We start from the raw sequence: 22,395 nt of genomic DNA, 5'->3' as shown, positions 1-22,395 counted from the left end.
AAGGTTTTGAATGTTAATTTCCGATAGCTAGTTATTCGAAATCGGCATCTGTAACTCCTTTGTTAATGGTAGCAGAAATTAATTTGCTTTCCATTTTTTGTGGACCCAATGAAGCTGTTTTTTTACTAGGGAATTTAATTCCATCAATTTCTTGATAATCAGATAAATCTGCTTCTTGCATTTGTGTCTGGCCATTCATGTTTGTAACAGAAACTTCTTTAACTTTTAGTCCAGTTTCAATAGCATAGAAATAAGACGCAGAAACAACTTCTCCAGGAACATCAATCTTATACGCTTTGGCGCCATTAATCTCTTCGATACCTGCAAGTTTAGCTTTCCCGGTTGCCATGAATGTTTGTTCAGGGAAAATTCCTAATGCGTTTTTCATATCAGCAACCATATTTTCTGGTAATGGCATTTTGTTTCCGCCTTGCTTCATATACAATTCATCGCCTTTAGCAATAATACCTTGCATAGGAGCGTCATTCATATACATAGTCATGGCATATTTATCTGCTGTTCTTTTTTCTTCAGTTTTTATCGATGATCCCATTGCAGTACCCTCGTATATTAAAACTAAAGAAGTAATTGCGTTCACTTTATCTTTTCCTCCGATAGCCTTAAAATAGTCATCTACTACCGTTTGTGCAGAAATGCCCTCTGGTAATGCAGCGTTATAGTCTGGTTTATCGGTAGCGTTAATCTTTTTATCGTAATATTTTATAGGGATAATTTTTCCATTAAAACTTACTTTTTCAAGATTTTCAAGTACCTCACTTCCTTTACCTGCAACTACAATCCTAGCATTTTCAGTAGTAAAATATTTTTGCGCAGCATTTTGCACATCTGAAATAGAAACGGCGTTAATGCGCTCTAAATAGGTTTTGTAGTAATCTTTAGGTAATCCTTCGGTTTCTATGTTTAAAGCATAGCCCGCAATAGTTTCTGGGCGCTCTAAGGCCATGATAAAACGTCCTATGTATTTAGCTTTTGTGTTTGCTAAATCTTTTTCGGTAACAGGTTGTGTTTTAATTTTGTCAATTTCTTTTAAAATTTCTACGATAGAACTGTCTGTTACTGCATTTCTAACCTGTGCAGTAGCTCTAAATCTTGAAGGAGCATATTTATCGTCTCCTATGCTAGAGTAAGATCCGTAGGTGTAGCCTTTATCTTCTCTTAAGTTTAAAAATAAACGACCTTCTCCGCCGCCGCCAAGTATTTGGTTTGTAATTAAAGCAGGGAAATAATCAGGGTCACTCATTTTTAATTCTACCAAACTTTCTACCGCAATTTCTGACTGAACGGCATTTGGGACATCTACAAAATTTATTTGTGTATACTGTACATCAGAAGGTTTAGAGAATTGAAATGAAGGAGGAGTGGCTTTGGTCCAGGCGGTAAAGTTTTTCTTTACCAATTTTTCTACTTCTTTTACATTTACATCTCCGATAACAATTAAATAGGCATTGGCGGGTACGAAATAGTTTGAATAGAATTTTTCTACGTCCTCAAGCGTAATGTTGTTAATCGTTTCTGGGGTGCTAAACTCTCCGTAGGGATGATTTTTACCGTAAGCCAAAGCAGATTGTGCTTTGTTTGCTATGGCGGCTACATTGTTCTCTTCAGCCTTTATGCCTGTAAGAAATTTTTCTTTTTCTTTATCAAATTCTTCTTGAGTGAAATTAGGGTTTATAGCGGCATCTGCCATTAGCGCTATAATTCTAGGAAAATATTTAGATAAAGAGCTAGCAAAAGCACTTTGTGAACCAAAATTAATACTGGCACCTAAAAAGTCAACCTCTTCATTAAAATCATCTTTAGTAATGGTTTTAGATCCGTTCCCTAATAGGCTAGATACAAATGAGCTTACGCCTGCTTTGTCGCCTTCTGCGATTGGCGGGTTGTCTATTCTTAGTTGTATAGATACTCTGGGTAGTTTGTGGTTTTCAACCACCAAAACTTTAAGGCCGTTTTTAAGTTCAAAACGTTGTGGTTCTTTTAAATTAATTTCTGGAGCTGGTCCTGCCTTTGGCATAACACTCCTATCTATTTGTGCATTGGATGCAAAAGCAAATAATGCAAAAACTAATGTAATATATATATTTTTCATGTGTGCTGAATTTATCTTAGGATAGTATTTAGTTTGCAGGTTTTTCTTCTGGTAAATATTCTAAAACAACTCTTTGATTAGGGTTTAGGTATTTTTTTGCAACCGCTCTAAGCTCTTCACGGGTAATTGATCTGTAAATGTCAATTTCCGTATTGATTAGGTTGGTGTCGTCATAAAGCATATAGTTTCTTACTAATGAGTTTGCAATACCTTCAACACTTGAGTTCGCATTTACAAAATTATTTTCAAAAATATTCTGAAGCTTCTGGAACTCATTTTCTGAAATTAATTCTGTTTGAATTTTTACAATTTCTTCATCAATTTCTTTTTGAATTGTTTCCAGCGAATTTTCTCCTACAGGAAGTCCGCCTACGATATACGTGCCATAATCTTCTTGAGAGCCATTAAAGGCGAATACTTGTAAAGCCATTTTCTTTTGGTCTACAATCTTCTTGTATAGTCTAGAACTCTTGCCGTCACTTAAAACGGTAGAGATCATGTCAAGGATATAAGCTTCTCTATTGGTTTGTTCTGGAGTACGATAACCTAGCATAATTAAAGGTATTTGAATGTTAGGGTCTCTAAATTCAGCTTTAATTGTTTCTGTGATGGGTTCTTCTTTAAAAGATGATCTTTTTATAGGGGCACCTTTAGGTATAGCGCCAAAATAATCTTGAATCATTTTCTTTGTACCGTCAATCTCAAAATCACCAGCAATGACTAAGGCTGCGTTGTTGGGAATGTAATATATCTTATTAAATTTTTTAAAATCTTCTAGTGTAGCACTCGCTAAATGCTCTAAGGAGCCTATTGTTTGCCAGCGATAAGGGTGGTTTTTAAATAAGTTTTTAGACATTACTTCTCTCCAATGTCCATAAGGTGCATTGTCATAACTTATTCTTTTCTCTTCTTGTACAACTTCTTTTTGTGTATCTACGCCAATTTTATTTATGATAGGGTGTAGCATGCGTTCAGATTCTAACCACAATCCTAATTCTAGGTTATTAGAAGGGAAAACTTCATAATAATAAGTTCTGTCTTGTGTGGTGTTAGCATTGTTTTGGCCTCCATTAGAAGCTACAATTTCAAACCATTTTCCGCGTTCAATATTTTCTGTCCCTTCGAAAAGTAAGTGCTCAAAAAAGTGAGCAAACCCTGTTTTTTCTGGATCTTCGTCTTTTGCGCCAACGTGGTACATTACAGCTGTTGTAACTAATGGTGCGCTATTGTCTTGGTGTAGAATAACGTGTAGCCCATTTTCTAAGTCATACTCCTCGAAAGCCACTTCTTGGGCTTGCATTCCAAGAGTAGCTATGCAAAGTGATGCAGCTAGAATAAATCTTCTTTTCATTTTAGTAGTGTTATGTGATAGTTATAAAGTGATAAGTTTAAGAATTATCACTTCCGATTTGATCTATTGGTGTTATAATGTGACGAAATGTTACACATCGGTGGATTTTTTTTCTATAAATATAATTAAGTGGCTGATTATTAATGTGTAATATGTTTTAGAATCACTTTTTTTTCTTAATTTAAGCAAGCTAAAAAAAAATACTATGAAAAAATTTACACTCCCTGTTAGATTCGGTATTGCTACAAGTGGATCGCTAATTGCTTATTTTTTGATTCTTTCTTTATTTAACCTACATATTAATGTGTTTTTTAGTCTTTTTAATGGAATTATTACTGGTTTTGGAATTTTTGAAGCGATACGGTATACGAAGATTGAAGAGGGTAAAAACTTTGATTATAGGAAAGGATTTTCTGCTGGGATTATTACGGGGTTTATGGCAACATTAGTTTTTACAGTTTTCTTTGCTTTTTATGCAACTGAGGTTAATATAAATTTTTTACCGCAACTTTCAGAAGTCTGGTTTAAGAATTATCATACAGGAGAAGGACTTTTATTTTTTACTGTTGCTATTATGGGCTTTGCTACAACTGTTGTACTTACCTTAACATTCATGCAATTATTCAAATCTTCTAATAATTTAAAATAAATTTGCAGTTAATTTCTGTAAAAACACTTGTTCGTTAAGTATTTAGCAGTATATTTGCACCCGCCTATTGAAAATAGGTAATGAAATATTCATTAATAACAAACACAAGCTATGTACGCAATTGTAGAGATAGCAGGGCAGCAATTTAAAGTTGCGAAAGACCAAAAAGTGTATGTTCACCGTTTACAGAACGAAGAAGGAAGTAAAGTTACTTTTGACAACGTTCTTTTATTAGAAGACGGTAGCAACATTACTATTGGCGCCCCAGCTATAGACGGAGCCGCTGTTGAGGCAAAAGTCATTAAGCACCTTAAAGGTGACAAAGTAATCGTTTTTAAGAAAAAAAGACGTAAAGGTTACAAAGTTAAAAACGGTCACAGACAGTATTTAACTGAATTAGTAATTGAAAGCATAGTTTCTTCAGGTGCTAAGAAAGCAGAGAAGAAAACTGAGCCTAAAAAAGAAGCTGTTAAAGCCGCTCCTAAAAAAGCAGCCGCTAAAGCTACTGACAAAGCTGACGACTTGAAAAAAGTTGAAGGTATTGGGCCAAAAATTGCTGAAACACTAATCGCTGCAGGAATATCAACTTTTGCTGAATTAGCAAAAACTGATGCTGCAAAAATTGGTGAAATCATCGCTGACGTTCGTGGAAACCACGTAACTGATACATGGCCTGCACAAGCTAAATTAGCTGCTGAAGGTAAATGGGATGAGTTGAAAAAATGGCAAGATGAATTAGATGGTGGGAAACCAGCATAATTTTAACAAAATAAAACCGTAACAAAATGGCACATAAGAAAGGTGTAGGTAGTTCTAAAAACGGTAGAGAATCAGAATCAAAACGTTTAGGTGTTAAGATTTTTGGTGGTCAAGCTGCTATTGCTGGTAACATACTTGTTAGACAGCGTGGAACAAGACACAATCCAGGTGATAATGTATACGCAGGAAAAGATCATACTTTACACGCTCGTGTAGATGGTATCGTGAAATTCCAAAAGAAAGCGGGAGGAAAATCTTTCGTTTCAATTGAGCCTTTTGAAGCTTAAGAGATAATTTCTTTATACAAAATAAATACCCTTTATTGCTTTTATTAGCGATAAAGGGTTTTTGCGTTGTCATAAAACTTTACGATAACATAATAGTTCCATAAGCTTTAAGATATGCTATTCGAGTACTTTTCAAGATTACTTTTATCCTCGCAACAGTGCTTAATAATATAATTTTCTTTTTAGTTTTTTCATTAGGCTATACAAGTTCTATTTTCTCACAAGAGGAAATAGGGTATTATCGTAGTTTAGATACTATTGATAAAGCTTTTGTTGTTTTAAATGGGAAACTTAAAAGTGAACTTCATTCTAAAAACTCTTTCGCAATAGCAAACGCTCGATTAGAATTGGGGATATTCTGGGATCAAGGAATATTCTTGGGGAGTGAGATAAATTAGGCATATAATTTTGTTAGTCTAAACAAGAAAAACTTAACATCTCTTACGCCTCTAAACATCGTCCTGAACTCTTTAATTTTAGCATTAAAGGATTCCGCGGAAGCATTGGTGCTCCTGTTATTAAAATAGTTCAAAATTGGTTTGTAATGCATTTGTATAGACCTTGCAATGGTGTTGAACGACTTAAAATTTGAGTTTTCTACTTCGTTATACCACTGTGCCAATTTTAGTCTTGCTACATCCTTATTCGTATTATTTTCATAGATATAGCTTAATGCTTGGGCCAACTTATAGGCTTTTTCAATAGTTGGGTAAAGTCGAAACAATATTTCCGCTCTTTCTATTTGTCCTGCAGTCCATTTGGTCTTTGGTTTAAATAATACATATCGACTTCTGGCCAGCAACTGTCTATGGGTATCTCCGTTAGCGAGAATTTCTGGTCTATGTGTTTTTTCTGTTTTTCGAGCTTCTTCAATGGCTTTGTTTTCTATTTCTATAACTTCCCATCTTAATCGGATACGTTCTTCTTGGACTGCTTCTGAGGCTAATTTTTGAACATGGAATCTATCGGTCACGATCTCTGTTCTGGGGAAACATTTTTTAGCGATCAAATTCATATTTCCAGCCATATCGACAGTAACTTCTTTGACTATATTTCGTCTTTCCACAGGGATTTTATTAAGCACACTGATGACGTCATCCGCTTTGGTTCCCTTGACAATGGCCACTATGCTACCTTTCTTTCCGTTAGCGCCTTTATTGGTTAGAATCGTGTAGAGTTCACCGTTGGACAAAGAGGTTTCATCTAAACTTAAATAGTAACCTAAATTTTTTCCAAAGAGCAACCACTTTTGTGAATGTTCCTTTTGGGGCCAATCCTTGAAGTCGCTAAGATGGTTTTTGTAGTGATACTGTAGGGCTTTGCCATTAATTTTATAATAGTCGCCAAACCGTTTAGCGCTTACGGCATGATTGTCAAGCGATACCTTTTAAAAAAGAGGCAAATTCGCTGGTTATCCGAGTGCCTTTTGCTATTAAACCCCAATCTCTTTTTATAATTTTTCCCGTATCCATAAGAGTCCAGCGCCTACGCTTTATATGGAGCAGTACCGATTTACCTCTTAGAGGGAAGTCCTCAACTGTTATCTCCGGTAAGAAGCCTTTGGAATGGGCTAATTCTGTTTGGTGCTCTTTGGGTAGCACGTTCTTTTCTTCTAAGTAAAAATGAACCTTACCTTCTGATGATTGATGGCTTACAATTTCAAAGTAATCCAATACGCCTTCCGGCAACAAATACCGCACTAATTCTATATCCAAAATCTAAACACTTTTTTGTCAAAGATAAAGTTTCTCCCCAAGTTTTACGTTTGACCCATATTCTGCCAAGAGAATGGGGTCTATGCAGAAGCAATAAATCAATTTAATAAAGGAGTGTTGCTTTTAGGGGGTAAAAATCACGATACATTATACCTTAATTTAATAGATAACTTAGGTGAAGTCCATTTAAATTTAAAGGACTATAACACTGCGAAAAATTATTTTGAAAAAGGAATTGTAGCAGCTACGAAATTAAATTCTAGTTCATATTTAGCATCTTTAAAAAGTAATTTAGGAGTCTGTTTTGAAAAGAAGAAGAATTATGCAGAAGCTCTTAAGCTACAGCAGGAAAGTTTAGGACTATACACCGTACTGGAAGATGCTGAAGGACTTTCAAGAGTAAATGAAAATATTGGAAGTATTTATGAAGACTTGGAAAAGTTTACTACAGCGTTGCACTATTTTAAAAAATCTTTACACCATCATACCGGAGAATTTGATGCTCGGCTAGCAAACATCTTAAATAATTTAGGAGATGTGAACCGTAAAACGGGTGTTTTAGATCAGGGATTATATTATACCAATAAATCACTGACTGTTGCAAAAGCTATCCGTAATAAAAAAGAGGAGGCAAGTGCTTATAAAGACCTTGCTGAAAATTACCAATTACTTGAAGATTTAGATAAAGCGTATGCTAATTTAAATAGGTTTTTAGAAGTAGATAAAGAAAATAGAAAACTTGAAAATTCTAATCAGGCAAGAGCACTTCAAGTTATATATGCAACTAAAGAAAAAGAAACGCAAATTCAAGCCTTGTTACAAAATAGCAAGGTAGATAATGCACAGAAAACCTTATTAGTGGGTTTAATTTTAGTCTTCCTTATTTTTATGATTTTGTGGTATGTCTACCTCCAGAAGAAACGGAAAAATTCACAGAAAGAAGCATTGCTTAAGCAGCAATTATTAAAAGTAAAATTAGATAAAATTCAATCTGATGAGCTTAGTCTGCAAACAGAAGTGCGTTTAAAAAATACGTCACTTTCTAGATATAGTTTGCATCTATCGCAAAAAAACAAAATGCTTTCTAATTTATCACACACATTAAAGAACTGTTTGGATCGGTCTAATGTAGATTTGAAAAGAAAACTTATGGGATTGATTAAAGAAATAGATTTCAATTTATCACAAGAAGATGAGTGGGATGAGTTTATGATTTTGTTTAAAGAAATTCATCCAGAGTATATTCAGAAAATAAATAAATTGGTAACTGGTTCTTTATCTCCTTCAGAATTGAGGTTGAGTATTTTATTGCGTTTAAACCTTTCCTCAAAAGAAATAGCATCTATTTTACGGCTTACACCAGATAGTGTTCGTGTTTCTAGATATCGACTTAGAAAAAAATTACCCATAGATTCTAAGCAAGAATTAAGTGCTTTTTTACATTCATTTTAGTGCTTTATTGAGCCAATATTTACAAAGGGTTGCCGCAATGTAAATTAACCTTTATTGTTGCCTACTTGTTTCCTTGTTTTTCTGATTTTCTTTCCTTTTTGTTTTCATTAAATAAACATGCTATGTGCTTGATATACATATTTTTGAGAACTAAATAACCAATGAAAATGAAAACGAATTATTCTCTAAAATTAATTTTATTATTACTATTTGTTGCTTGTAGTAGTGCTGCTATTCAAGCGCAAAATGGTAATTTAGAAGGGGCAATCTCAGATGAAGATGGGTTGAGTGTTCCAGGTGCAACAGTCATAATCTCTTCTTTAAAAAAAGGAACTACATCAGATTTTGATGGTCATTTTTCGCTTGTAGAAATTCCAGTAGGCGCGTATAAAGTGTCTGTTACTTATTTAGGATACGCTAATGTAGACCAAGATATTGTAATAATGGAAGGTAGAACTACTTCTATTGAGGTTTTTATTGAGCCAAAAAGTTTAGAGCTAGAAGGTGTAGAAGTGGTAAGTTATGGTGTAAGTAGTCAGGCTAAGGCATTGAATACTCAAAAAAATAATATGAATATTACCAATGTGGTTTCTACCGATCAGATTGGGAAATTTCCAGATGCTAATATTGGAGATGCAGTAAAGCGTATTCCAGGTATTACCATGCAAGTAGATCAAGGGGAGGCTCGTAATGTGATTATTCGTGGTTTATCTCCACAATTAAATTCAGTTACTTTAAATGGTAGTCGTGTTCCTTCTGCGGAAGGTGATAATAGAAATGTACAGATGGATTTAATTCCTTCAGATATGATTCAAACTATTGAAGTGAGTAAAGCTGTTACTCCCGATATGGATGCCGATGCGCTTGGTGGATCTATTAATTTGGTAACAAGAACTTCTCCTCAAGGTTTTAGATTATCTGCAACTGCGGGTTCTGGTATAAATGTTATTACCAATAAACCCATTATCAACGGATCATTTTTACTTGGCGATAGAAGTAAAGATGGAAAATTTGGTTGGATGTTATCTGCATCTTATAATGATAATGATTTTGGTTCTGATAATGTTGAAGCAGAGTGGACGGATGAATTTGAATATTATTCAGGAGTTGATGACAGTGATGGAGAACCAGTTTTAGAAGAAGTTGATGTTGATCCTTATACAAATGTATTTGAGCAAAGAGAGTACTTGGTACAACGTATTAGACGTAGCTTTTCTGCCAATATGGATTATAAAATTGATGCGAATAATAAACTTTTCATAAAGACTATATATAATTGGAGGGATGATAGGGAAAATAGATTTGCATTGCAAAGTGAAATGGTAGATGGTGAAGATATGGAGTCAGGAGATTTTACTATTACTGATGGTAAAGTTACGAGCTTTTTAGCTGAAGTTACACGCGAAACAAAGGGGGGAATTGATTCTAAAAGAAACAAAAACAGACGCTTAGAAGATCAGCGTATGCAGAATTATAGTCTAGGGGGTAAACATTTAGTAGGTAATCTGAAGGTTGATTGGATGTCTTCATTTGCAAAAGCATCTGAAGAAAGATTGAATGAACGTTATATTGTTTATGCTTCGGAATATTCTGTATTGAATGATAATACAGATACTCGTTTTCCTATAATGACTGCTGAAAATGCTGCTGATGCTGCTTTAGGTAATTTTGAATATGACGAGTTAACCGAAGAGAACCAATTTACAAAAGAGGAAGATTTTAATATTTTTGTAAATTTTGAATTGCCTTCAGATTTTTTTGGTCAAGGTGATGGTGCTATTAAATTTGGCGCTAGAACACGTTTAAAAACTAAGCTTCGTGATAATAATTTCTTCGAATTTGATTTTGAAGATGACTACCCAACGCTAGCATCTACGGTAACAAGAGATTTATCGGACAGCGATTTTCTTGCAGGTAGTAAGTATTTAATTGGTTCTTTTGCTGATCAAGAATGGTTAGGAAGCTTAAATCTTATAAATGGTGAATCTATTCCTGATGAATATCTAAGAGAGAATTACAACGTAAAAGAAAATGTATTTGCAGGGTATGTGATGACCAATCAAAAACTATCAGAAAAGTTAGATGTACTGTTCGGCGTGCGTTTAGAAAACACAAATATAACTGCCACAGGTAATGATATTTTAGATGAAGATACTTTAGCTGGAGAAATTACAAAAGAGAGTTCTTATGCGAACATAATGCCAGGTTTACATTTTAAATATTCTGCTTCTGACGCTACAATAGTGCGTTTTGCATGGACAAATACTTTGGCAAGACCTAATTATGCAGATTTGGTTCCCTCTGTTGATATTGTATCTGGTGATGATGAAATTATATTAGGTAACCCTAGTTTGGAGGCTACAACTTCTATGAATTTTGATATCATGGCAGAACATTATTTTGAGAGTGTTGGTTTGCTTTCAGGAGGTGTTTTTTATAAGGATTTAGACAACTTTATTTACACTTTTGTAGGTGAAACTACGGATGATGTTTATGGTGAAGGAACAACGGGTTATGAAGTGTATCAGCCTTTAAACGGAGAGGGAGCAACTATATTAGGTGCAGAATTTGCTTTCCAACGTCAGTTAGATTTCTTACCAGGTTTTGCTAGAAATTTCAGTTTGTATTTAAATTATTCATTCATTACTTCTTCAGCAAGTGGAATTATAAATGAAGATGGTGATGAAAGAGAAGACGTAGATTTACCCAACACCACACCAAATACATTCAATGCTTCATTAGCGTACAATGATAGAAAATTCTCTGCGAGGTTATCAGGTAACTTCACAGATTCTTATATTGATGAATTAGGTGGGAATGATTTTGAAGATAGGTATTATGATACGCAATTTTTCTTAGATTTTAATGCGAGTTACCAGATTAATGGAAGTCTTAGTTTGTATGCTGGTTTAAATAATATTACCAATCAGCCCTTACGCTATTTTCAAGGCGTAAAAGAACGCACGCAGCAGATGGAGTATTACGGACAGCGTTTTACTGTCGGTTTAAAATATGATGTGTTTAAAAAATAAATAATTAATTCTCTCACCATTTTAAAGACCGCTCTATTCTTGAGTGATCTTAATTTATATAAATCTTAAGATGAAAAAATTACTAGTATACAGTGTATTGCCTTTCTTGTTTTTAACTTCTTGTAAATCAGATAAATTACCAGCTATTTCTCCAGATATTAAAACAGAAAAAACTTTGAATGATACAGATGACCCTGCAATCTGGGTAAATCCTGATGATGCATCAAAGAGTATTGTTTTTGGTACGGATAAAGAAACTAACGGTGCTATTTATGCTTTTGATTTAGAAGGGAAAATTATAGAAAATAAGACTATAAGGAACATTCAAAGACCTAATAATGTTGACCTGGCATATGGATTTAAGGTGAATGATTCAGTAAGGACCGCTGTTATTTTGTTCACCGAGCGAGAGAAAAATCAAATTAGAATGTTTTCTGTTCCAGATATGAAACCTTTAGATGATGGTGGTTTTAAAGTGTTTGAGGATGAAACAAATGTGGCATTTACCTATCCTATGGGGATTAGCTTATATTCTTCGCCAAAAGATAGTACGCTCTATGCTATTGTGAGTCGCAAAGAAGGTCCGGAAGATGACTATTTATATCAGTATAAAATTAATGCTGATACTACAGGAGTAATTACATCAACATTAGTTAGAAAATTTGGTAAATTCAGTGGTAAAAAAGAAATTGAGGCCATTGCGGTAGATTCTGAATTAGGGTTTGTGTATTATTCAGACGAACAACATGGAATCCGTAAATATCATGCAGAACCAGCAATGGGAGATAAGGAAATTAGTTGCTTTGGAGGTGATTTTTTTCAAGAAGATATAGAAGGTATTGCCATTGCACGGTATACTGATGGAACAGGATATATAATTGTATCTGATCAGCAGAAAGGACAGTTCAATATATTTTCTAGAAAAACAAACGATTTTATAAAAGCAATAAATTTATCAACCCTAGAAACTGATGGATGTGAGGTAGTCACCATACCATTAAATTCAACTTTTAAAAATGGATTATTTGTAGCAATGAATGACGAGAAAGATTTCTTCTTCTATGACTTGGCAAAGCTAGGTATTGAGCAGTAGTAAAATTCTAATAATTAGAAAAGGCTAACTTTTAATAGTTAGCCTTTTTTATGTTACCATTTCTGGTTTCTAAATTTTTTATTTTTTGCAAAAGTTACCGTTTCCGATAAATAATCTTCAAGGTTGTATTCTGGAATGGGTAAAATAGTTTCTAAAAGGGTGGTATCCCATTCATTAGGTTTTGAAGTCATATAGGGGTGTAAATGCACGCCAATAGTTTCGTAATAAAAAGCCTCTAATTTTGAAGCAAAACCAGTAGATGTATTGATTAGATCCTCTGTAAAGGAGAAGTTTGTATAGTCTACCGCTTCTAGTATTTTAGTAATTCCTTTCATCATATTTGTTTCTTTGGAGTGTACAATGTTTAATTGTTCAATATCTGTAGAGATGACTTTAGCAATGACTTGTGCGGCATAGTCTGTAGGGATAATGTTTAATCCTGTTGTTGCGGTGGTGGTAATACGTACAGCATCATCAGAAATGTTGTTGTTGAAAAATTTTGCAAAGAGATAGAAAACCATATACTTAGAGATAAAGTAATTTGGGCTTTCTAAAATATTACCGCCTAGAACACTTGGTCTTAATATCTGAATTGGAATATTTTTTTCTTTCCCGGCTTCTATTAAAAATTTTTCTGAAGCATGTTTAGAAGCTTCATAATGGTTGCGGTAATTATTGCTTTCTAAAAGAGAATAATCATTGTTTAGTAATCCGCCTATATTGCCTGCTGCAAAAGCAGTACTGATGTAAACAAATTTGGTAATGTGCTTGTGATAAGCATAAAAGATATCTTTTGTGAACTGTAAGTTTTCTTTAAATATTTCTTGTTTTGCATTTGGGTCTGTAGATAAGTTTACAAAGCCTGCAGAATGAATAAAGTAATCAATGTGATTTTTAGTGCCTAGAAAAGATTCTGGATTTAGTAATTCATCTGCATTAATAACGCTAATCTTATTGAAGATTTCAGCCTTATTTTTCTGGATAAATTCTGGAGCATATTCACTTGAAATAACATTTTTTATGCGATTTTCAGGGGATATAGTGGCTCTTTTTCGAACAGGAAGATAAATACGCTCAATAGTGTCAAAGCGTTGTTCTATAAGTGAAAATAATACTCTAGAACCTAAAGTTCCGGTTGCTCCTGTTAAAAGTATATTCATTAGATGGGTGGTGTAAGCTTAAAAAATCAAAAATCCTTATTTAATGAAAAATAAGGATTTTGATTTCAGTAGTTATTGTTTTAGTACCTGTAATACTCAGGTTTAAAAGGGCCTTCAACTTTTACACCAATATAAGATGCTTGGTCAGGTTTTAATTCAGTAAGTTCTACTCCTAAACGAGCAAGGTGTAATGCAGCTACTTTTTCATCTAAATGTTTAGGTAGCATGTATACGTCGTTTTTGTATTTATCTGTATAGTTCCAAAGTTCTATTTGTGCAAGTGTTTGGTTGGTGAATGAGTTACTCATTACAAAACTAGGATGCCCTGTTGCGCAACCTAAGTTTACCAAACGTCCTTCTGCTAATAAAACAATATCAGTACCATCAATTGTATACTTATCAACTTGTGGTTTAATTTCGTCTTTTGTATGACCGTAATTACCGTTTAACCAAGCCATATCAATTTCATTGTCAAAATGGCCAATGTTACAAACAATAACCTTGTCTTTCATGGCAAGAAAATGCTCAGCACGGATAATGTCTTTATTTCCTGTAGTTGTAATTACAATATCAGCATTACCTACAACTGTTTCTAATTTTTTCACTTCAAAACCATCCATTGCAGCTTGTAAAGCACAAATTGGATCAATCTCTGTAACGGTAACTATAGAACCAGCACCTTTAAAAGAAGCAGCGGTACCTTTACCAACATCACCATAACCAGCAACAACAACTCTTTTTCCAGCAAGCATTGTATCTGTAGCTCTTCTAATAGCATCTACAGCACTCTCACGACACCCGTATTTATTATCAAATTTAGATTTAGTAACAGAATCGTTTACATTTATAGCAGGCATTGGAAGCGTACCATTTTTAACTCTTTCGTATAATCTGTGAACACCTGTAGTTGTTTCTTCAGATAAACCTTTAATGCCTTTTGCAAGTTCAGGATATCTATCTAAAACCATGTTAGTTAAATCGCCACCATCATCTAAAATCATGTTTAATGGCTTGCGGTCTTCTCCGAAAAATAAAGTTTGCTCAATACACCAATCAAATTCTTCTTCGTTCATACCTTTCCAAGCATAAACAGGAACTCCTGCAGCAGCAATAGCAGCAGCAGCTTGATCTTGTGTTGAGAAAATATTGCAAGAACTCCAAGTTACTTCAGCACCCAAGGCAACTAAAGTCTCTATTAGAACAGCTGTTTGAATAGTCATATGCAAACAACCAGCAATACGAGCGCCTTTTAACGGTTGCTCATCTTTATATTCTTCTCTTAATGACATTAATCCTGGCATTTCAGCTTCAGCCAAGTTAATCTCTTTTCTACCCCAGTCTGCTAGTGTAATATCTTTTACCTTGTTAGGTATATAAGAAACAGTTTTAGTGCTCATATCCTTTTTTATTTTTACTTTCGTTAAATAGCAATTTTATCACTAAAAATTTAGTGATTGCAAAGGTACTAAAAGCAATGCCTCTTTACAAAACAATTACAGTAACACCTAGTATTACAGTTTTTATCTGGCAAGTAACGGAGTCTGAGGACCAACTAGCTAAGGGAATTGTACTTACGGATAATTGTGCAAACAGATTAGTGGGTATGAAGTCTGAAGCGCATAGAAGGGGTTTTCTGAGTATTAGGCACCTACTAGCACAAGCTGGTTATGTTGATCATGATTTATATTATGATGCAAATGGTAAACCACATTTAAAGGATGGGAACCATATTTCTATAACACATTCTCATGATTTTACAGGAATAATTGTAGCGCTAACAGATGAGGTAGGGATAGATATAGAGTTGCAGCGCGATAAAATAATGAAAATTGCGCATAAGTTTACACAACCAGAAGAATACAGGACACTTGCAAATTCTGATGCTATCATTAGAAAATTAACCATTGTTTGGGGAGCTAAAGAAGCACTATATAAAATCTACTCAGAAAAAGGATTGAGCTTTTTACAGCATATTGATGTAAAAGAATTTGATTTAGAGGATGGGGAATCTATTGCTGAGATTATGTATGAGGGTGTAAATTCTTCCTATTCCGTAGATTTTTTAGAATTTGAAGGTTACACTTGTGTGTATTCTGTAAAACTATAATTAAAAATGAAAAAGAATATAATAGCACTTTGCCTTCTGTATAGTATTCAATTTATTTTTACGGCTTGTACAGAACCTTGTAATTGTGATGACGCTTCTATTTTTGAAGTTAGCTATACTGCAGTTGATTTAACGACGTATGACACTTCAGGATTCCAAAACAGTACATCAGAAAATGATTTATATAAAAATGCCTTCGGATTAGAAATATATGTGGTCGCAGAAGAAAATCAGATTGCTAAAAATACACCAGGAATCAAGCTCAGTGGTTTTGGCTTTAATTCCGCATTAGCTTGTAGTTGTGAAGAGCCAGAATATATTTACCTAGATCCCTTACGTGATATAGAAATTTTAGTTTTAGATGTTGATAGCCAGGTTACTACAGATGTCACCGCTAATTTTACGGTGTTTGATTATTACGCGGATTCTGGTGTTGATCTTAAAGAATATTTTCAAGCCAGGGAAAACTGGAGGGTAAATTTTTTGGTTGATTTAGTACGTACGGATAATATCCCTGATCAAGCGATATTTACAATCAATATTACACTAGAGTCAGGAGAAGTTTTAACACAGAAAACCAACGAGATTGTATTTAATTAAAAGTATTTAAAATGAACATTTCAGTAGAGCTTACTTTATCACCATTACAAGATACTTTTGAACCGGTGATTATTCAGTTTATAAAAAAATTAAGAGCATCAGGCTTAACGGTATTAGAGAACCCATTAAGTACTCAAGTATATGGAGAATATGATGAGGTAATGTCTTTACTTCAAAATGAGATTAAGGAAGCTTTTGAGTTAATGGATAAAGGGTTGTTGTTTATGAAAATCGTTAAATCTGACCGAAGCGATTATGAACCCCATTTTTAATTTTTTCTTTGAGCAATATGCGCGCTATGAAACACATCATATTGTTTTAGAGATTATAGCAGTACTATTTGGGCTATTATCGGTAGTATTCTCAAAACAAAATAACATTTTAGTCTACCCAACGGGGATGATAAGTACTGCAATATTTGTATACTTATTAGTTATTTGGGGTCTTTTAGGAGATATGATGATTAATGTTTATTATTTTATCATGAGTGTTTATGGTTGGTATATTTGGACACGTAAGGTAGATAAAGAGCATACGACTCCTATTTCTAAAACAACATTAAAAGAACATAAAATATCGGCAATAATCTTTTTTTCTACTATCGTTTTTGTATTCGTTGTATATCAGGTTTTTGATAAATGGACAAGCTGGACGGCATATGTTGATACTGTAACTACAGCTATCTTTTTTGTTGGAATGTGGTTAATGGCGAAAAGAAAAGTTGAAAATTGGTTATATTGGATCATCGGAGATGTAATCTCAGTTCCCCTTTATTTTTACAAAGGCTTTACGTTCACAAGCCTTCAGTATCTTATATTTACATTTATTGCAATTTTTGGATATGCTGCATGGAAGAAAAGTTTAAACAAGAACCTTCAGACGTAATAAAAATAGTTTTATTCGGACCTGAATCTACAGGAAAAACTACATTATCCGGACAACTGGCGCGTTACTATAACTCGGTTTGGGTTCCGGAATATGCGCGAGAATATTTACAGGATAAATGGAACGAAGAAAAAAAAACCTGTGAGCCCAAAGATTTGTTGCCTATTGCAGCGGGACAAATGAAGTTGGAAAACAAACTTGCCAAAAAAGCTAATAAAGTTTTGATATGCGATACAGATTTATTGGAAACAAAAGTATATTCGGAAGCGTATTATATTGGACATTGTGATCCTGTTTTAGATAAATATGCACTCAAAAATAAGTATGATTTATATTTTTTGACTTATATTGATGTGCCATGGGAAGAGGATGATCTGCGGGATAAACCGCTAGAACGAGAGAAAATGTTTCAATATTTTAAAGATACTCTTGATCGGTATAATCGCAAATATATTATCCTGAGAGGGGATAAAGCAACAAGATTAAAAACAGCAATTGAACACATAAATACACTACTAAACCAATGACAGCATTTTCAAACCAAGACAAACAACAACTAATTTCTAAAGGAATAGCGGCCGAGAAGGTTGTAAAGCAAATAGAGACTTTTAAAGAAGGCATCCCATTTGTTAAATTAGATAAAGCAGCAGTTGTGGGCGAGGGAATTTTAAAGTTCACCGAAGAAGATGAACATAAGCTTATTGAGGCTTTTGAGGCTGCAAAAAATAGTAATTCACTTTTAAAATTTGTTCCAGCATCAGGAGCAGCTTCTAGAATGTTTAAAGCTTTCTTTAGCTTCTTAGGTAAATATAATCCTCAAGAAGAAGAATTAGATGCTTACATTAAGAGAACAGGAGATAAGGATATTGAGAAATTTTCGGAGAGATTAATAAATTTTCCATTCTATGAAATAATTCAAAAACGAATAAATGGTAAATTCAATTCCAAAGGAGAGGAGTTATTTCTTTTTGTAAATGAAATGCTTAGTGAGCAAGGTTTAAATTACGGTTTTTATCCTAAAGGTTTATTGCCATTTCACAATTATGGAGACTATGCAGCAACTCCATTTGAGGAACACTTAAAAGAAGCGGCACTATATGCGACTGCAGGTGGCGAAGCAAAATTACATTTTACGATATCTGAACAACATGGTGAAATGTTTAATGCGGAGTTTGATGCTATTAAGGAACGCGTTTCTACAGAAACTAATGCTTCTTATGATATAAGTTACTCTTTTCAAAAAGCCCAAACAGATACGATAGCGGTGACTATGGATAATGAACTTTTTCGTGAGGAGAACGGTACCTTGTTATTTAGACCAGGAGGACACGGAGCACTTATTGAAAATTTAAATGAACAGGATGCAGATATTATATTTATCAAAAATATTGATAATGTAGTTCCTTCTAGAAATATAGATAAAGTAGCTGCTAGCAAAGAAGTGTTAGGAGGCTTATTAGTAAGGCTTCAAGAGAAGGCTTTTAAGTATGCGACACAATTAGAGCATAAATCTAGTTTAGATTTTGATTTAATGATGGAAATTAAATCTTTTTTAGAGAAAGATTTGAATGCTAGGTTTTCTGATAACTTCGAAAGTTATACCATTGCTCAGCAAATAGAAATCCTTATTGATAAAATTAATAGACCAATTCGTATTTGTGGAATGGTTAAAAATGAAGGCGAACCAGGAGGTGGCCCATTTTGGATAAAAGATACTAAAGGGAATATCTCTCTTCAAATAATAGAATCTGCACAAATAGATGCCTCTAATGTAAGCCAGATGAATATTCTAAAAAATGCTACTCATTTTAATCCTGTAGATTTAGTTTGTGGTGTAAAGAATTTTAAGGGGGAGAAATTCAACTTAATAAATTTCGTAGATGTTAAGCAAGGTTTTATTACTGATAAGACAAAAGATGGAAAAGAACTAAAAGCATTAGAACTTCCTGGCTTATGGAATGGAGCTATGGCTTTTTGGAATACTATTTTTGTAGAGGTGCCTCTAGTGACTTTTAATCCTGTGAAAACGGTAAATGACTTATTAAAAGAATCTCATCAAGTTCGTAAATAATGGGTACACTAAAAGTGTATCTATTTTACACACTTCTTAAGTAAAAGATACACAAATATACATGTAGTTTATTTTGTTTAATATTAAAATCCCTGTAAATCAATGATTTACAGGGATTTTTTCTTTTTTAAAATTTTGGCACTATTATTTCTTTATCCTAATCGAGTTTAAAAAACAGATGTAGAATTTAATTACACGATATATGAAACAGTTAGTATTTGCAACAGCATTAGCCATAGGAAGTTTAGGAACGATAACAGCAACAGAAACTACTCCAATTTTTCATGATGGAATAATGGAAGGAATATTTGCTCAAGATTTCTCGGAAATAAAAATAGACGCTTTACCAGAAGAGATTACTGCAGCCCTAGGGAAAAATTTCCCAGGAGCTACAATTGCTAAAGCATTTGTAAACGAAGAAGCAGAATATAAATTAATTGTAACTAGTGAAACTGGGGAGAATATGGAATTATATGCCGATGCCGAAGGGAATTGGTTAGATATGTAAGATTTTGTTAGTAAATAAATTTAGTTAGTTTGGTTTGGATAAAGAGTTGCGGGGGCAGCTCTTTTTTTTTTTTGCCTAAAAATTACCTGCAAAAGGATAGATACTTTTACGTTTAATTTTTATAGAAGAAGATTTTAGTCCAAAATTTTAAAAAAAAAATAAGTCTGATTATTGAAAGTCTTGTGTAGAAATTACCCAACACGCTTGTTTGTTACTCAACTATACACAATCAGTTAATTAACAAGCTCTTTTTAAATGCCTGACATACAATTAGTTGTGTTTATAATGTGTGTTAATTAGCTTTCGGCATTATATTTTCAATAGAAGTAATAAGTTTAATTATTAATAACACTTTAAAAACATATAACATGAAAAAATTAATATTAGCATCCGTATTTACATTCGTAGGTTTTACCGCATTTGCACAACCTAGTGAAACTGCAGTAGAAGAAACAGTAATTGTTTCGGCAACACAAGATGGTTTTTCAGAAATTGAAATGTCAGAATTACCAGAAGCAATTGCAACAGCGGTGTCTACCAACTATCCATCTGCAACGATCGATAAAGCACATGTAAATGATCAAAAACAATATAAATTAGAAGTTTCATTAGAGGACGGTACTTCAGGTACTCTTTATGCTGACGAAAATGGGAATTGGATTGAGATGTAATCGAGAAATCGATTTGTACCACGCTAGTTTGGTTAAAAAGGGACTGTATTTATACAGTCCCTTTTTTATTTAGACATTATAGCTACTATTTTGATGGTATACCTAGAAGGCAAAAGGAACTTGGTAAACCAATGTTTTGTGTAGAAATTACCCAATACGCATAAGTATTACTCAGGTATACACAATCAGTAATTTAATGAGTGTTTGTTAAGTGTTTGAAAAACAGTTATTTATTCGTAAAAAGTATAGTTATTAGCTTTCGGCATTATATTTTCAATAGAAGTAATAAGTTTAATTATTAATAACACTTTAAAAACATATAACATGAAAAAATTAATATTAGCATCCGTATTTACATTCGTAGGTTTTACCGCATTTGCACAACCTAGTGAAACTACAGTAGAAGAAACAGTAATTGTTTCAGCAACACAAGATGGTTTTTCAGAGATTGAAATGTCAGAATTACCAGAAGCAATTGCATCAGCGGTGTCTACCAACTATCCATCTGCAACGATCGATAAAGCACATGTAAATGATCAAAAACAATATAAATTAGAAGTTTCATTAGAGGACGGTACTTCAGGTACTCTTTATGCTGATGAAAATGGGAATTGGATTGAGATGTAATCGAGAAATCGATTTGTACCACACTAGTTTGGTTAAAAAGGGACTGTATTATTATTATACAGTCCCTTTTTTATTTAGACATTATAGCTACTATTTTGATGGTATACCTAGAAGGCAAAAGGAACTTGGTAAACCAATGTTTTGTGTAGAAATTACCCAACACGCTTGGTTGTTACTCAACTATACACAATCAGTAATTTAATGAGTGTTTGTTAAGTATTTGAAATACAGTTATTTATTCATTAAAAGTATAGTTATTAGCTTTCGGCATTATATTTTCAATAGAAGTAATAAGTTTAATTATTAATAACACTTTAAAAACATATAACATGAAAAAATTAATATTAGCATCCGTATTTACATTCGTAGGTTTTACCGCATTTGCACAACCTAGTGAAACTGCAGTAGAAGAAACAGTAATTGTTTCAGCAACACAAGATGGTTTTTCAGAGATTGAAATGTCAGAATTGCCTGAAGCAGTTGCAACAGCGGTGTCTACCAGCTATCCATCCGCAACGATCGATAAGGTATATGTAAATGATCAAAAACAATATAAAATAGATGTTTCATTAGAAGGTGGTACTACAGGTACTCTTTATGCTGATGAAAACGGGAATTGGATTGAGATGTAATCGATAAATCGATTTATATCACACTAGTTTGGTTAAAAAGGGACTGTATTATTATACAGTCCCTTTTTTTGTTTAGAGTCGGTATGCTATTATTTCTCTTTTTAGTTTAGTTGCGATTTTAGTACAAAATCTAAAATAAAAACATAAGTCTGATCATTGAAAGTCTTGTGTAGAAATTACCCAATACGCATAGGTATTACTCAGATATACACAATCGGTAATTTAACCAGAGTTTGTTAAGTATCTGAAATACAGTTACTTATTCATTAAATGTGTGGTATTTAGCTTTCGGCATTATATTTTCAATAGAAGTAATAAGTTTAATTATTAATAACGCTTTAAAAATATATAACATGAAAAAATTAATTTTAGCATCCGTATTTACATTCGTAGGTTTTACCGCATTTGCACAACCTAGTGAAACTGCAGTAGAAGAAACAGTAATTGTTTCAGCAACACAAGATGGTTTTTCAGAGATTGAAATGTCAGAATTGCCTGAAGCAGTTGCAACAGCGGTGTCTACCAGCTATCCATCCGCAACGATCGATAAGGTATATGTAAATGATCAAAAACAATATAAAATAGATGTTTCATTAGAAGGTGGTACTACAGGTACACTTTATGCTGATGAGAGCGGAAATTGGATAGAGATGTAAAGTAATTTAGTAACTGATTTGTATCACGTT

Annotated in this window: 24 protein-coding genes; 18 read left to right on the top strand and 6 right to left on the bottom strand. The window is 33.5% G+C overall.

The window, feature by feature from the left end:
* Positions 1 to 31: 31 nt before the first annotated feature.
* Both CELAL_RS05390 and CELAL_RS05385 read right to left on the bottom strand, forming a co-directional pair.
* Positions 32 to 2,110, bottom strand: coding sequence for a M16 family metallopeptidase (locus tag CELAL_RS05390; RefSeq protein WP_013549898.1), 2,079 nt, complete (start codon positions 2,108 to 2,110; stop codon positions 32 to 34).
* Between the two features lie 28 nt (positions 2,111 to 2,138).
* A complete protein-coding gene (locus CELAL_RS05385) occupies positions 2,139 to 3,461 on the bottom strand; it encodes a M16 family metallopeptidase (RefSeq protein WP_013549897.1) in 1,323 nt (440 codons plus the stop codon).
* 205 nt (positions 3,462 to 3,666) lie between these two features.
* Between CELAL_RS05385 and CELAL_RS05380 the strand changes: the two genes are divergently transcribed.
* The 4 genes from CELAL_RS05380 to CELAL_RS05365 all read left to right on the top strand — a co-directional run bounded on the left by CELAL_RS05380 (position 3,667) and on the right by CELAL_RS05365 (position 5,554).
* The gene (locus CELAL_RS05380) at positions 3,667 to 4,110 is read left to right on the top strand and encodes a membrane protein (protein ID WP_013549896.1); all 444 of its coding nucleotides are present in this window, start codon (positions 3,667 to 3,669) and stop codon (positions 4,108 to 4,110) included.
* Positions 4,111 to 4,221: 111 nt separating this feature from the next.
* A complete protein-coding gene (rplU, locus tag CELAL_RS05375; protein ID WP_013549895.1) occupies positions 4,222 to 4,869 on the top strand; it encodes a 50S ribosomal protein L21 in 648 nt (215 codons plus the stop codon).
* Between the two features lie 26 nt (positions 4,870 to 4,895).
* Positions 4,896 to 5,156, top strand: a complete 261-nt coding sequence (gene rpmA / locus CELAL_RS05370) for a 50S ribosomal protein L27 (RefSeq protein WP_013549894.1) — start codon at positions 4,896 to 4,898, stop codon at positions 5,154 to 5,156.
* Positions 5,157 to 5,314: 158 nt separating this feature from the next.
* Complete coding sequence (locus tag CELAL_RS05365; RefSeq protein WP_041557547.1) at positions 5,315 to 5,554, top strand: hypothetical protein; 240 nt, start codon at positions 5,315 to 5,317, stop codon at positions 5,552 to 5,554.
* Here the strand turns inward: CELAL_RS05365 and CELAL_RS05360 are convergent.
* Both CELAL_RS05360 and CELAL_RS05355 read right to left on the bottom strand, forming a co-directional pair.
* Positions 5,551 to 6,486, bottom strand: coding sequence for an ISAon1 family transposase (locus CELAL_RS05360; RefSeq protein ID WP_041557501.1), 936 nt, complete (start codon positions 6,484 to 6,486; stop codon positions 5,551 to 5,553). The genes CELAL_RS05365 and CELAL_RS05360 overlap by 4 nt on opposite strands.
* A 43-nt stretch (positions 6,487 to 6,529) precedes the next feature.
* A complete protein-coding gene (locus CELAL_RS05355; protein WP_013548878.1) occupies positions 6,530 to 6,871 on the bottom strand; it encodes an ISAon1 family transposase N-terminal region protein in 342 nt (113 codons plus the stop codon).
* Positions 6,872 to 6,985: 114 nt separating this feature from the next.
* Here CELAL_RS05355 and CELAL_RS05350 point away from each other — a divergent pair, with 114 nt between their 5' ends.
* From CELAL_RS05350 to CELAL_RS05340, 3 genes are all read left to right on the top strand, one after another.
* Positions 6,986 to 8,323: a tetratricopeptide repeat protein gene (locus CELAL_RS05350; protein WP_083807781.1), complete on the top strand. Its 1,338-nt coding sequence runs from the start codon at positions 6,986 to 6,988 to the stop codon at positions 8,321 to 8,323.
* Between the two features lie 167 nt (positions 8,324 to 8,490).
* Positions 8,491 to 11,355, top strand: coding sequence for a TonB-dependent receptor (locus CELAL_RS05345; RefSeq protein WP_013549893.1), 2,865 nt, complete (start codon positions 8,491 to 8,493; stop codon positions 11,353 to 11,355).
* A gap of 70 nt (positions 11,356 to 11,425) precedes the next feature.
* Positions 11,426 to 12,448, top strand: coding sequence for a phytase (locus tag CELAL_RS05340; protein ID WP_013549892.1), 1,023 nt, complete (start codon positions 11,426 to 11,428; stop codon positions 12,446 to 12,448).
* A gap of 53 nt (positions 12,449 to 12,501) precedes the next feature.
* Here the strand turns inward: CELAL_RS05340 and CELAL_RS05335 are convergent, their stop codons facing one another.
* On the bottom strand, positions 12,502 to 13,608 hold the full coding sequence (locus tag CELAL_RS05335; RefSeq protein WP_013549891.1) for an SDR family oxidoreductase: 1,107 nt from the start codon (positions 13,606 to 13,608) through the stop codon (positions 12,502 to 12,504).
* Between the two features lie 80 nt (positions 13,609 to 13,688).
* Positions 13,689 to 15,005: an adenosylhomocysteinase gene (ahcY, locus tag CELAL_RS05330; protein WP_013549890.1), complete on the bottom strand. Its 1,317-nt coding sequence runs from the start codon at positions 15,003 to 15,005 to the stop codon at positions 13,689 to 13,691.
* 77 nt (positions 15,006 to 15,082) lie between these two features.
* Between ahcY and CELAL_RS05325 the strand changes: the two genes are divergently transcribed.
* The 11 genes from CELAL_RS05325 to CELAL_RS05275 all read left to right on the top strand — a co-directional run bounded on the left by CELAL_RS05325 (position 15,083) and on the right by CELAL_RS05275 (position 22,365).
* Positions 15,083 to 15,715 carry a 4'-phosphopantetheinyl transferase family protein gene (locus tag CELAL_RS05325; RefSeq protein ID WP_041557543.1) on the top strand — a complete coding sequence of 211 codons (633 nt, stop codon included), beginning with the start codon at positions 15,083 to 15,085 and terminating at the stop codon, positions 15,713 to 15,715.
* A gap of 6 nt (positions 15,716 to 15,721) precedes the next feature.
* A complete protein-coding gene (locus tag CELAL_RS05320; RefSeq protein WP_013549888.1) occupies positions 15,722 to 16,315 on the top strand; it encodes a hypothetical protein in 594 nt (197 codons plus the stop codon).
* 11 nt (positions 16,316 to 16,326) lie between these two features.
* Complete coding sequence (locus CELAL_RS05315) at positions 16,327 to 16,587, top strand: thiamine-binding protein (protein WP_013549887.1); 261 nt, start codon at positions 16,327 to 16,329, stop codon at positions 16,585 to 16,587.
* Complete coding sequence (pnuC, locus tag CELAL_RS05310) at positions 16,571 to 17,200, top strand: nicotinamide riboside transporter PnuC (RefSeq protein WP_013549886.1); 630 nt, start codon at positions 16,571 to 16,573, stop codon at positions 17,198 to 17,200. Before CELAL_RS05315 ends, pnuC begins: the two co-directional genes overlap by 17 nt.
* Positions 17,164 to 17,727: an AAA family ATPase gene (locus CELAL_RS05305; RefSeq protein ID WP_013549885.1), complete on the top strand. Its 564-nt coding sequence runs from the start codon at positions 17,164 to 17,166 to the stop codon at positions 17,725 to 17,727. The genes pnuC and CELAL_RS05305 overlap by 37 nt, the downstream gene beginning before the upstream one ends.
* Positions 17,724 to 19,271, top strand: coding sequence for a DUF4301 family protein (locus CELAL_RS05300; RefSeq protein WP_013549884.1), 1,548 nt, complete (start codon positions 17,724 to 17,726; stop codon positions 19,269 to 19,271). The genes CELAL_RS05305 and CELAL_RS05300 overlap by 4 nt, the downstream gene beginning before the upstream one ends.
* A 202-nt stretch (positions 19,272 to 19,473) precedes the next feature.
* On the top strand, positions 19,474 to 19,779 hold the full coding sequence (locus tag CELAL_RS05295) for a hypothetical protein (RefSeq protein ID WP_013549883.1): 306 nt from the start codon (positions 19,474 to 19,476) through the stop codon (positions 19,777 to 19,779).
* A 368-nt stretch (positions 19,780 to 20,147) separates the two neighbouring features.
* On the top strand, positions 20,148 to 20,450 hold the full coding sequence (locus CELAL_RS05290; protein WP_013549882.1) for a hypothetical protein: 303 nt from the start codon (positions 20,148 to 20,150) through the stop codon (positions 20,448 to 20,450).
* A 324-nt stretch (positions 20,451 to 20,774) separates the two neighbouring features.
* Entirely contained in the window at positions 20,775 to 21,077 is a 303-nt protein-coding gene (locus CELAL_RS05285; RefSeq protein WP_013549881.1) for a hypothetical protein, read from the top strand.
* 329 nt (positions 21,078 to 21,406) lie between these two features.
* Positions 21,407 to 21,709 (top strand): hypothetical protein, encoded by a 303-nt coding sequence (locus tag CELAL_RS05280; RefSeq protein ID WP_013549880.1) that lies wholly within the window; start codon positions 21,407 to 21,409, stop codon positions 21,707 to 21,709.
* Between the two features lie 353 nt (positions 21,710 to 22,062).
* Entirely contained in the window at positions 22,063 to 22,365 is a 303-nt protein-coding gene (locus tag CELAL_RS05275; protein WP_013549879.1) for a hypothetical protein, read from the top strand.
* Positions 22,366 to 22,395: the final 30 nt, after the last annotated feature.

The organism is Cellulophaga algicola DSM 14237 (genome assembly GCF_000186265.1).
GTDB lineage: Bacteria > Bacteroidota > Bacteroidia > Flavobacteriales > Flavobacteriaceae > Cellulophaga > Cellulophaga algicola.
This window is presented reverse-complemented; position numbering and strand designations above follow the sequence as displayed.